Annotated in this window: 11 protein-coding genes; 9 read left to right on the top strand and 2 right to left on the bottom strand. The window is 68.6% G+C overall.

The features are described from left to right. From ACZ4LX_RS35250 to ACZ4LX_RS35235, 4 genes are all read left to right on the top strand, one after another. Positions 1 to 678, top strand: a 678-nt coding sequence (locus tag ACZ4LX_RS35250; protein ID WP_467651078.1) for a site-specific integrase, incomplete at its 5' end; no start/stop codon positions are given. A gap of 471 nt (positions 679 to 1,149) precedes the next feature. Next, the gene (gene pcaDC / locus ACZ4LX_RS35245; RefSeq protein WP_467651077.1) at positions 1,150 to 2,427 is read left to right on the top strand and encodes a bifunctional 3-oxoadipate enol-lactonase/4-carboxymuconolactone decarboxylase PcaDC; all 1,278 of its coding nucleotides are present in this window, start codon (positions 1,150 to 1,152) and stop codon (positions 2,425 to 2,427) included. A 13-nt stretch (positions 2,428 to 2,440) separates the two neighbouring features. After that, positions 2,441 to 3,103, top strand: a complete 663-nt coding sequence (locus ACZ4LX_RS35240) for an MBL fold metallo-hydrolase (RefSeq protein WP_467651076.1) — start codon at positions 2,441 to 2,443, stop codon at positions 3,101 to 3,103. A 50-nt stretch (positions 3,104 to 3,153) separates the two neighbouring features. Beyond that, positions 3,154 to 3,933 carry an exodeoxyribonuclease III gene (locus ACZ4LX_RS35235; protein WP_467651075.1) on the top strand — a complete coding sequence of 260 codons (780 nt, stop codon included), beginning with the start codon at positions 3,154 to 3,156 and terminating at the stop codon, positions 3,931 to 3,933. 13 nt (positions 3,934 to 3,946) lie between these two features. Here the strand turns inward: ACZ4LX_RS35235 and ACZ4LX_RS35230 are convergent, their stop codons facing one another. Then, positions 3,947 to 5,119, bottom strand: coding sequence for a Cmx/CmrA family chloramphenicol efflux MFS transporter (locus ACZ4LX_RS35230; protein ID WP_467651073.1), 1,173 nt, complete (start codon positions 5,117 to 5,119; stop codon positions 3,947 to 3,949). Positions 5,120 to 5,797: 678 nt separating this feature from the next. Between ACZ4LX_RS35230 and ACZ4LX_RS35225 the strand changes: the two genes are divergently transcribed. The 5 genes from ACZ4LX_RS35225 to ACZ4LX_RS35205 all read left to right on the top strand — a co-directional run bounded on the left by ACZ4LX_RS35225 (position 5,798) and on the right by ACZ4LX_RS35205 (position 9,584). After that, positions 5,798 to 6,238: a DUF6278 family protein gene (locus ACZ4LX_RS35225; RefSeq protein ID WP_467651072.1), complete on the top strand. Its 441-nt coding sequence runs from the start codon at positions 5,798 to 5,800 to the stop codon at positions 6,236 to 6,238. 145 nt (positions 6,239 to 6,383) lie between these two features. Then, positions 6,384 to 7,127 (top strand): amino acid ABC transporter ATP-binding protein, encoded by a 744-nt coding sequence (locus ACZ4LX_RS35220; RefSeq protein WP_467651071.1) that lies wholly within the window; start codon positions 6,384 to 6,386, stop codon positions 7,125 to 7,127. Between the two features lie 14 nt (positions 7,128 to 7,141). Beyond that, complete coding sequence (locus tag ACZ4LX_RS35215; protein ID WP_467651070.1) at positions 7,142 to 8,053, top strand: glutamate ABC transporter substrate-binding protein; 912 nt, start codon at positions 7,142 to 7,144, stop codon at positions 8,051 to 8,053. A gap of 17 nt (positions 8,054 to 8,070) precedes the next feature. Then, entirely contained in the window at positions 8,071 to 8,715 is a 645-nt protein-coding gene (locus ACZ4LX_RS35210) for an amino acid ABC transporter permease (RefSeq protein ID WP_467651069.1), read from the top strand. Then, positions 8,712 to 9,584, top strand: coding sequence for an amino acid ABC transporter permease (locus tag ACZ4LX_RS35205; RefSeq protein WP_467651068.1), 873 nt, complete (start codon positions 8,712 to 8,714; stop codon positions 9,582 to 9,584). Before ACZ4LX_RS35210 ends, ACZ4LX_RS35205 begins: the two co-directional genes overlap by 4 nt. A 172-nt stretch (positions 9,585 to 9,756) precedes the next feature. On the opposite strand, the gene ACZ4LX_RS35200 is transcribed toward ACZ4LX_RS35205, so the two are convergent. Further along, on the bottom strand, positions 9,757 to 11,064 hold the full coding sequence (locus tag ACZ4LX_RS35200) for a L,D-transpeptidase (RefSeq protein WP_467721362.1): 1,308 nt from the start codon (positions 11,062 to 11,064) through the stop codon (positions 9,757 to 9,759). Between the last annotated feature and the right edge of the window lie 68 nt (positions 11,065 to 11,132).

Below are 11,132 nucleotides of genomic sequence, written 5' to 3'. Positions count from 1 at the left end.
GACAGCGCCAGCCCCACATCGTCACCGGCTACTTCAAAGCCCCGCACGTCCGATACGTCCTCGACGAGTGAACCCAATGAGTTTCTGATCAATAGGGGGGACCGTCTCTATGCTGCACTCCTACTTTCGCTAATGGGGCTTCGTCCAGCTGAAGTCTGCGGCCTACGTTGGGAAGACGTCGACCTGGAGAATGCGACGATCGTCATTGCCAACACGCGCACGATGATGGGTAACCGGTACGTCGTGGAGAAGGACACCAAGTCCCTCGCGGGCGAGCGGGCGTTGCCGCTGCCAGCTCTGGTACTGGGGGCCCTCAAGGCGTTCTGGGCGCGCCAAGCCGAGGAGAGGCTCGCCCTCGGGGAGGCGTACGTCATGTCCGGTTACGTGCTGGTGCACGAGACGGGCGATGCCTTCACGATCAAGCAACTGCGTCGGCGTGCGTACCGGCTTATGGAGCTGCTCGGACTTCGCCGCGTCAGGCTCTATGACGCACGCGCATCGTGCCTCACATTTCTGGCCAACAACGGTGTCCCAGACCACATCCTTGCGCGATGGGCCGGGCATACGAATATCAACACGACCAAGCGGTGGTACGTCAAGCCGGATGTGGAGGATCTTCGCGAAGCCGCCACCACTTGGGACGGCCTGCACGGGGTTGCCGCCGAGGGGCAGACATGAGTCACGTGGTCCGGCAGCCGAGAGACTTGCCGAGTCGTGTGCCCAGCAGGGTAGGGATGGAATTCGGAGGCTGGCTGCTGGCTGTGCGTCAGCAGCTACTTCGAGGGCGCACAGCTACGGCCAAGTCAGCCGCCCAGCGGTCACAGACGAGGTTGCCGCGTGGTGTTCAAGTAGCTGTTGGGTGGGATTCCGGAAGGTTTCCGGGTTGGTCACGCCGATTCTCGTTCGTTCCGCCACGCTTGCAGCTGCAACTCGCTCCGTGAGGCCGTGGTCAAGGAGGGAACGTTGCTCGCCGGAACTGAGGGAGGGCCGTGCGCCCAGAAGACCCACTGCCAACACGGCCACGAGCGTGCGTCGGGGAGCGTATGCCTGGACTCTCGTTGGTGGGTCCGTCAGTGTCGGAGCGGGGCAAGGCTCGGTAGGTACACCCCGGCGATGTGACATCTCGTGACAGATGAGAGGGTCAGGCGGGTGAGTGAGACACCAGCGAACACCCTGCAATACCGCTTTGACGGGCCAGAAGACGCTCCTGTCCTGATCCTGGGCCCCTCACTGGGTACCACATGGCACATGTGGGACCGGCAGATACCCGAGCTCACCCAGCACTGGAGAGTCTTCCGTTACGACCTTCCGGGGCACGGCGGCGCGCCCGCACACCCCGCCACAGCCGTCGGTGAGCTCGCCGACCGGCTGGTGACCACGCTCGACGGTCTCGGCGTGCGGCGCTTCGGCTACGCGGGCTGCTCGATCGGCGGCGCGATCGGCGCCGACCTCGCGCTGCGCCATCCGCAGAGGGTCGCCTCGCTGGCGCTGGTGGCCTCCTCGCCCCGGTTCGGCAGCGCCGACGAATTCCGCCAGCGCGGGGTGATCGTCCGCACCAACGGTCTGGAGCCGATGGCCCGCACCGCGCCGGAGCAGTGGTTCACGCCGGGGTTCGCGGCCGCGCAGCCGGCCATCGTCGAGTGGGCCGTCCAGATGGTGCGTACCACTGACCCCGGCTGCTACATCGCCGCTTGCGAAGCACTCGCCGCCTTCGACATCCGGGCCGAGCTCGGCCGGATCGGTGCTCCCACGCTCGTCCTGGTCGGCGCCGAGGACCAGGTCACCGGTCCCGGTGACGCCCGGACGCTGGTGGCGGGCATACCGGACGCACGGCTCGCTCTCGTCCCGGGCGCCTCCCATCTGGCCCCGGTCGAGCAGCCGGGAGCCGTCACGGACCTCCTGCTCACCCACTTCTCCACGGCCTGGCAGGACACCCTCGCGGCCATACCCGTCCCCTCGTTCGTTCCCAGGCTCTCCGCACCCGTGCTGCCCGTCGCGGAAATCACCACAGGCACCGCGCAGCCCGAGGCGGAGTCCGGGGGGCGCCCCGACCCGTACGGGCCGGGGATGAAGATTCGCCGCGAGGTGCTCGGCGACGCCCATGTCGACGGTGTCATGGCGGCCTCCGACGACTTCACCGGAGACTTCCAGGAGCTCGTCACCCGCTATGCCTGGGGCGAGGTCTGGCGGCGGGAAGGCCTTGACCGGCGCACCCGTAGCAGCGTCACCCTCACCGCGCTGGTCGCCTCCGGACATCTGGAGGGCCTGGCCGCCCATGTCAGCGCCGCCCTGCGCAACGGTCTCACCCCGGCCGAGATCAGGGAGGTCCTGCTGCAGACCGCCGTGTACTGCGGGATTCCCGCCGCGAGTGCCGCTTTCGCGATCGCCCAGTCCGTGATTCAGGCGGAAACGACGCCGCCCGCGTAGCAGGATGGGCTGTATGAACGCCCAGAACCCCGAGCCGCTCGCGCTCACGCTGACCAAGCAGTCCCACTCCTGCATCCGCCTGGAGAAGGGCGGGCGCACGCTCGTCATCGACCCGGGCGGGTTCTCCGAGCAGGACGCCGCCATCGGCGCCGAGGCGATCCTGGTGACGCACGAGCACCCGGACCACTTCAACGAGGAGCGGCTGCGGGCCGGGCTGGAGGCGGACCCGGCGGCGGAGATCTGGACGCTGCGCAGCGTGGCCGAGAAGCTTGCGGCGGCGTTCCCGGGGCGCGTCCACACCGTCGGCCACGGCGACACCTTCTCGGCCGCCGGGTTCGACGTCCAGGTGCACGGCGAACTCCACGCGGTGATCCATCCGGATCTGCCGAGAGTCACGAACGTCGGCTTCCTGGTCGACGGCTCGGTCTTCCACCCGGGGGACGCCCTCACCGTTCCCGAGCGGCCCGTCGACACGCTGATGGTTCCTGTGATGGCCCCGTGGAACAAGATCTCCGAGGTCATCGACTACGTCCGCGAGGTCGCGCCGCGCCGCGCCATCGACATCCACGACGCACTGCTGACCGATCTGGCCCGCCCGATCTACGACACCCACATCGGAAATCTGGGCGGTGCCGACCATGCCCGGCTGACCCCGGGGGAGTCGACCGGCGTGTGACGGGAGCCGCCCCGGCCCCGTTGTCAGTGGGAGCCGCTAGGTTTACGTACATGCGCATCGCCACGTGGAACGTCAATTCGATCACCGCCCGCCTGCCGAGACTGCTGGCCTGGCTGGAGAGCACCGGCACGGACGTGCTGTGCATCCAGGAGACCAAGTGCGCGGCCGAGCAGTTCCCGGCCGACGCGCTCCGTGAGCTGGGTTACGAGTCCGCGGTCAACGCCACGGGCCGGTGGAACGGGGTGGCGCTGATCTCCCGCGTCGGCCTGGACGATGTCGTGACGGGGCTGCCCGGCGGCCCCGACTACGACGGCGTGCAGGAACCCAGGGCGATCAGCGCGACCTGCGGCCCGGTGCGTCTCTGGTCGGTCTACGTGCCCAACGGCCGCGAGGTCGAGCACGAGCACTACGCGTACAAGCTGCGCTGGTTCGAGGCGCTGCAGAAGGCGGTGGCGGCGGATGCCGCCGGAGTGCGGCCGTTCGCCGTCCTCGGTGACTTCAACGTGGCTCCGGCCGACGAGGATGTCTGGGACCCGGCGCTCTTCGAGGGCGCCACCCATGTCACCCCCGCCGAGCGGGCCGCCCTCGCCACTCTGCGCGAGGAGGGCCTCGCCGACGTGATGCCCCGCCCGCTGAAGTACGACCGCCCGTACACCTTCTGGGACTACCGCGAGCTGCGCTTCCCGAAGAACAAGGGCATGCGTATCGACCTTGTCTACGGCAACGCCGCGTTCACCGCGTCCGTCAAGGACAGTTACGTGGACCGTGAGGAACGCAAGGGCAAGGGTGCCTCCGACCACGCCCCGGTGGTCGTCGACCTCGATCTCTGAGCGGCGTACGGGCTCAGGCATCCGCGCGCGGCGCCTGAGCCCGCACCGTCCCCGGGGCAGCGGCGGCCGCCGCCGTACCGAAGGCCAGGACCATGAGCAGCGCGCTCACCCACAGCGGCGAGCGGAAGCCGAGTCCCGCGCCGATCGTCAGTCCGCCGAGCCATGGCCCGAGCGCGGCGCCCACATTGAACGCCGCGGTGGCGAACGAACCGGCCAGGGTCGGTGCACCGCCCGCAAGCCTGAACACGTGCGAGATCATCGCGGTTCCGGTTCCGAAGGCGAGCATGCCCTGGACAAGGGCGAGCGAGACCACGGCCACCGGGCTGTCGGCTGCGGACGCGAACAGGGCCCAGCCGACCGCCAGAGCGGCCAGACCGGCTGCGGTCAGCGCGACCGGACGGGAGTCGATGATCCGCCCGCAGACGGCGACGCCGATGAACGACCCCGTACCGAACAGCGCGAGCAGCACAGGCACCCAGGCGGCGCCGAGTCCGGTGACATGCCGGGCGACCGGTTCGAGGTAGGAGAACGCGCAGAAGGTCGCTCCCTGGACGAGCGCGCTCGTCAGCAGGGCCAGCAGCAGCCGGGGCCCGGTGAGCGTCCGCAGTTCGGCGTACGCGCTCGGCGGGGTGGCCTCGGGCCGCCCCGCCGGAATCGTCGCCGCGATCACGGCGATGGCCGGCAGCGCGACGAGGGCGACGGCCCAGAACGCCGCCCGCCACCCCCACTGCCCGCCCAGCCATGCTCCGGCAGGCACCCCCGCCACACAGGCGACGGTGACACCGCCGACCACCACGGATGTGGCTCGCGCCCTCGCCGCGGGTCCGGCGAGGGAGACCGCCGTGACCAGGGCGACGGCCCAGAAGCCGGCGTTGGCCACCGCCGCGACGACCCGTGTCGCCAGCAGCACCCCGTAGTCCGAGGTGACGGCACCGATGACGTGCACGGCGGCGAAGACGCCCAGAAAGGACAACAGGGCGCGGCGACGCGGCCAGTTGCGGCCCAGGAGCGCCATCGCGGGCGCTCCGAGGACCATGCCCACGGCGAACGCCGAGGTCAGCAGGCCCGCAGCGGGGAGGGAGATGTGCAAGTCCGCGGAGATGGCTGACAGCAGCCCGGACAGCATGAACTCGGAAGTGCCCTGGGCGAAGACGGCGAGCCCGAGAGCGTAGACGGAAAACGGCATGAAGAACCCCATGGACGGCTGATGGACAGAGACGGTCGGGGGATGCGGGCCGCACCCGCTCGTGAGAAGAGCGGCAACACGGCGGATCAGCGCCACGGCACGTCGACGCGGCAGTGCGACGGCACGTCGGAGCGGCGGGCCGGCGGCATGTCGGTGCAACGGCGCGGCAGCCCAACGGCCGCAGCGGCGCTCACGGCCTCAGCGTTCGCGAAGCCTCAGCGCTCGCAAGGCCACAGTGCTCACCGCCGTGACGCCGCGCAGGAGCAACGCGACTCCGGAGTCCTGAATGTGGGGTCCGGAGTTCGGAGCGCCGGGGAGAGACAGGGCAGCCGGGCTCGGCGCGACCCGCATCGCATGGGTCCGGGGCGGCGGCACGGCAGTCCTGACACGGGAAGTCGGTCAGGCCCGCACGCGGGAAGCCACCGGGGACCGGTGGCTAGCGTCTGTCGGACTCGGGGCTGCTCATGCAGGGGAAGGTATCAGCCCGACGCCCGCCGTCTCCACCCCTTCTCTCCGGCCGCATCGCGGGTGCGTCCCCTCGCGGTCGCGCCCGACTCGTGTTCGCCGGGCGGGAGCGTGTCCGGGTGAACGAGGGACGTACGCGAGGTGGTCAGCACTCGAACGTCAGGCCGCGCGCCCTGTGGTGCGGACCGGGGCCGGGATGGGACCCTGACTGGTATGAACATCCCTTTCTTGGACAACTGGCTCAAGCGTCATGACGGAACGCGGGGGACGGGGCTCGCGGCCGCCGTCGAGACGAATCCGGAAGGCGTGGCCGAACTGCTCGCCGAATGTGAGCTGCTTCGTGTCCGGGTGGGGGAGAGAGGCCTCGAACTCGACGACAGTCCGGCCTCGTTGGCGGCGCTGGACCAGCTGCCGCCGCGCTGGCGCGACGATCCGGAGGAGTTGCCCTGGCTGGGCAATGACGCGGGGCTCTATCTGGGCACGGTCCTGGTGCGCAACGTCGACGGTGCGCTCTGGCACATCTGGCCGAGCGGTCAGCCGGTCGTGCGCCTGGCTTCGGGGCGCGAGATCGATGTGGTCGAGGCCGGTCTGGAATGGGCGATGACGGGCAGTCCCGAGCTGTCGCAGGTGTACTCGGAGTCTGCCGAGGGATGACGCCGGGCCTGGTTCCGGGCCTGGCTCATTGCGCGGCGAGATAAAACGCCTTATGCCCCATTTACGCGTGTCGGGTGTGAAGTCCCTTTCCGGGGTGCATAGTTTGCGCTGACCTCGACATAGCGATAAGTGGGTAGGGCAGTGTATGGCCGTCGATCCGTTGATCGAGCTGCGTGACGTCAATAAGTTCTACGGAAAGTTGCACGTACTGCAGGACATCAATCTCACCGTCGGCCGCGGGGAGGTGGTGGTGGTCATCGGCCCCTCCGGCTCCGGGAAGTCAACGCTCTGCCGGACCATCAACCGGCTTGAGACGATCGAGTCGGGCCACATCTCCATCGACGGCAGACCCCTCCCCGAGGAGGGCAAGGGGCTGGCGCAGCTGAGGGCCGAAGTCGGCATGGTCTTCCAGTCGTTCAATCTGTTCGCGCACAAGACCGTACTGGCCAACGTCTCGCTGGCGCAGCTCAAGGTCCGCAAGCGGAAGAAGGACGAGGCGGACCGGCGGTCCCGGGAGCTCCTGGAGCGCGTGGGACTCGTCGGCCAGGCCGACAAGTTCCCCGCCCAGCTCTCGGGCGGCCAGCAGCAGCGCGTGGCCATCGCCCGCGCCCTCGCCATGGATCCCAAGGCGCTCCTCTTCGACGAGCCGACCTCGGCCCTCGACCCCGAGATGATCAACGAGGTGCTGGAGGTGATGCAGCAGCTCGCCCGAGAGGGCATGACCATGGTCGTCGTCACCCACGAGATGGGGTTCGCCCGCTCCGCGGCCAACCGCGTCGTCTTCATGGCCGACGGCCGCATCATCGAGGACCGCACCCCGGAGGACTTCTTCACCGCTCCGGAGACCGACCGGGCCAAGGACTTCCTGTCCAAGATCCTCAAGCACTGACGGGAGGCCCTGTGTTGCGTACGAGAAAAGTACTGGCCGCCTGTGGCGGCCTCCTGCTGGCCGTCCTCGCCGCCGGCTGCGGCAAGGAAGGCAGCCCGCCGGTGAAGGGTCCGCAGCCCGAGGCACTGCCGGTCTACAAGGTCGACACCTCTTTCCGGCTGCCGGACTCCAAGACCTGGACCAACGCGAAGAAGCGCGGATATCTGAGGGTGGGGGCCAAGGAGGACCAGCCCTACCTGGGCGAGAAGGACCCGGCCACCGGTGTCTACTCCGGTTTCGACATCGAGATCGCCCGCATGATGTCGGCCTCGCTGGGCTTCGACCCGAAGACGATCCGGTTCAAGACCATCGCTTCGGCCAACCGCGAGACCGCCCTGCAGAACGGACAGATCGACTACTACGTCGGCACCTACACCATCAACGACATGCGTAAGAAGCTCGTCGGATTCGCCGGGCCCTACTACATGGCGGGCCAGGGGCTGCTCGTACGTACGGACGAGAACGACATCCACGGCCCGCAGGACCTGGCGGGCAAGACCGTCTGTTCGGCGGCCGGTTCGACCCCGTACCAGCGGATCGCCGCCGACTACCCGAAGGCGAAGCTGGTCGCCTACGACACGTACTCGATCTGCGTCGACAACCTGCTGACGTACCAGGTCGACGTCGTCACCACCGACGACGCGATCCTGCTGGGCTTCGCGGCGAAGGCACCCGACGAGATGAAGGTCGTCGGCAAGCCCTTCTCCGAGGAGCCGTACGGCATCGGGGTCCCGCGCAGCGACAACGCACTGCGGATGGCGCTGAACAACGCGCTGGAGGCCAACGAGAAGAACGGCAACTGGAAGAAGGCGTTCGAGGCGACGCTCGGCCTCTCCGGAGCGCCCGCGCCGAAGCCGCCGCCCATCGACCGCTATCCGGCGAACTGAGAGGACGGCCACTGCACATGGACGTACTCACCGACAACTTCTCGCTCTACGGCAAGGGTTTCCTCGGAACCGTGGAACTGACCTTCTACGCCTCGCTCCTGGCACTGGCCGTCGGGTTCGTCATGGCGTCCTTCCGGGTGGCGCCCGTCGGCTCGCTCCGGGTACTCGGCACGGTCTGGGTGACCGTGCTGCGCAACACACCGCTGACGCTGCTCTTCTTCGCCGTACTGCTCGGCCTGCCGCGCTTCGGACTGGTGCTGCCGTTCAACGTCTTCGCGATCCTCGCCCTCGGCTGCTACACCTCCGCCTTCATCTGCGAGGTGCTGCGCTCCGGAATCAACACGGTGCCCACCGGCCAGGGTGAGGCGGCGCGGAGCCTCGGCATGACGTTCGGCCAGACACTCGGCAATGTGGTGCTCCCGCAGGCGTTCCGGTCGGTGATCCCGCCGATCGGATCGACGCTCATCGCGCTCGCCAAGAACTCGGCCATCGCGGGTGCGTTCAGCGTCACGGAACTGCTCGGCACCTACAAGACCCTCAACGAGCTGGGGTACAGCATCATCTGGACCTTCGTCTGGATCGCCGTCGGGTACCTGATCATCACTCTGACCATCAGCGCGATCTTCAACGTGCTGGAGAAGCGCTGGGGAGTCGCCCGATGACCGCCCACTCCACCCCCAGCGCGACCGTCCTCTACGACATTCCCGGGCCGCAGACCCGCAAGCGGCACCTCGTGTACGGGATCGTCTCGACGATCCTGATCGTCGCCCTGGTGGGCTGGGTCATCTATCTGCTCTTCGACACCGACCAGTTCACCAGCGCCAAGTGGACGCCCTTCGAGTACAAGGGCATTCAGGAACTGCTGCTGCGCGGTCTCGGCAACACGCTGAAGGCGTTCGCTTACGCCGCGGTGCTCTCGCTGGCGCTCGGGGCCGTCCTCGCGGTGGGAAGACTCTCCGACCACCGGCCGGTGCGCTGGGTGGCGACCGTCCTCGTCGAGTTCTTCCGCGCCATGCCCGTCCTGGTGATGATCTTCTTCATCTTCGTCGCGCTGAAGGTACAGCCGCTGCCGGCCCTGGTCGCCGGACTGACGCTGTACAACGGCTCGGTGCTCGCCGAGGTGTTCCGTACGGGAATCAAATCGGTGGAGCGCGGCCAGAGCGAGGCGGCGTTCGCCCTGGGGATGCGCAAGACGCAGGTCACGACTTTCGTCCTGGCCCCGCAGGCGGTACGCGCGATGCTGCCCACCATCATCAGCCAGCTGGTGGTGGCCCTGAAGGACACCTCGCTGGGATATCTGATCACCTACGAGGAGTTCCTCCACGCGGGGAAGCTCATCGCGTCCAACCTCGACTACGATCTCCCCTTCATCCCCGTGGTGATGGTGATCTCGCCGATCTACATCGGGATGTGCATGCTGCTCTCCTGGTTCGCCACCTGGGTGGCGAAGCGGCAGCGGCGCAACCCGAAGACGGAAGCGACAGGCGTCGCATCGGCCGAACCGGGGACGCTGATGCCGGGAGCGCGGTAACCGGGCCCGCCGCGGGGCGGACCCGGGCAGCGGTGCCCGTCCGGCAGCAGCCGGTGATCACTTCTCGCACACGGTACGGATGCTCACGAAGGTCCGTACCGGGCAGGGAGAAGGTCAGCTGCATGCCGGGCCGGGCCGCCGGGTCCGTGAGCTCGCCCGGCCGCACCGGCCGTCAGCCCCGTGCGCTCCTGGTCTGCCAGTCGGTCCAGGAGATGTTCCACGCCCCGTAGCCGTTGCCTTCCGCGACCGTGCCCTTGGCGTCCGCGCCGGTGATCTCGAAGGGGTCGCCGACGCGGGCCTGTCGGTAGAGGGAAGCGGCGTCGGCGTCGCTCATCCCGACACAGCCCGAGCTGTGGTTGGCCACCCCGAAGTACGCGGCGTTCCACGGTGCCGCGTGGGCGTACATGCCCGACCAGGTCAGCCGCATCGAGTAGTCGACCATCTTGTCGTAGAGATCGCCGAGGCCCACCGTCTCGGAGCGCATGTTGATCGTTCCCTCCTTCGCCATCAGTACGGCCGTGCCCCGCCAGGACGCCCTGTCGCCGCCCGGAGTACCCGCGGACATGGGCACGTCCATGACGGTCCTGCCGTCCCGTTTCAGCGCCAGCCGGTGACGGTCCAGGTCCACCTCGACGATCTGGCTCCCGCCGACGGTGAACGTCGTCGCGTAGTCGCGTACGAACCAGCCGCCCGAGGGGCCCGAGTCGACCCCGTTGAGATCGGCGTCGAGCGTGATGCGGGTGCCGGACTTCCAGTACTCCCTGGGCCGCCAGTCCACGCGGTCCCGGCCCGAGTAGTCCCGCAGCCACCCCCAGGAGCCCTCGGTGTTGTTCGAGGTGGAGACCTTGAGGGCCTTCTCGACCGCCGCCTTGTTCTTCACCGGGTGGTCGAACACGATGGACAGCGGCTGGGCGATGCCGACCGTGGTGTTCTTTCCGGGGGCCAGCGTCAGCTTGTTCACCCTCTCCGCCGCTGCGGTGGTGAACCCGGCCGTGTCACTGCCGCCGCCCGTGTCCTTCGCCTCGACACGGTAGGTGGTGCCGGGCGCGGCCACCCGGTCGGACGTCCAGGTCCTGCCGTCGGGGGACAGCCGGCCGGTGAGGGCGTCGCCCGCGCTCGGAATGACCGTGACCGTGCGCAGCTTGCCGGCTGCCAGCGTCACCGTGACCGGCTTGCCCGCGGCGGCCGCGGTGCCGCGGAGGTTCACCGAGATCCGGGTGTCCGCAGCCTTCGAAGGGGCGGTGTCCTGCCGTTGCCGCCCCGTGTCACGGCCCGAGGCCGCTGCACCACCGGAGCAGGCCGTGAGCGTGGCGCCGAGCACCGCGGTGCCGGCGATCAGAGCGAGCCGGGCAGGGCGGGCGGACGGTGCGGAACGGGCGGAGCGCCGAGGCGCGGGTATGAGCCGAGGGGCGGGTGTGAAAGGGGCGGGGATCAACGGAAAGACCTCCTGGGCCTTGCTCTGTCGTCGAAGGAGAGGCATTCACCGGAGCCTAGGTTCCGTAAATCTGCGGAAAAGCGGGAATGCGGTGTGTGACAAGAAACGCAGCG

This window comes from Streptomyces sp. NPDC026062 (genome assembly GCF_055568375.1).
The sequence above is the reverse complement of the archived record's forward strand: the minus strand, read 5'-3'. Positions and strand labels throughout refer to the sequence as shown.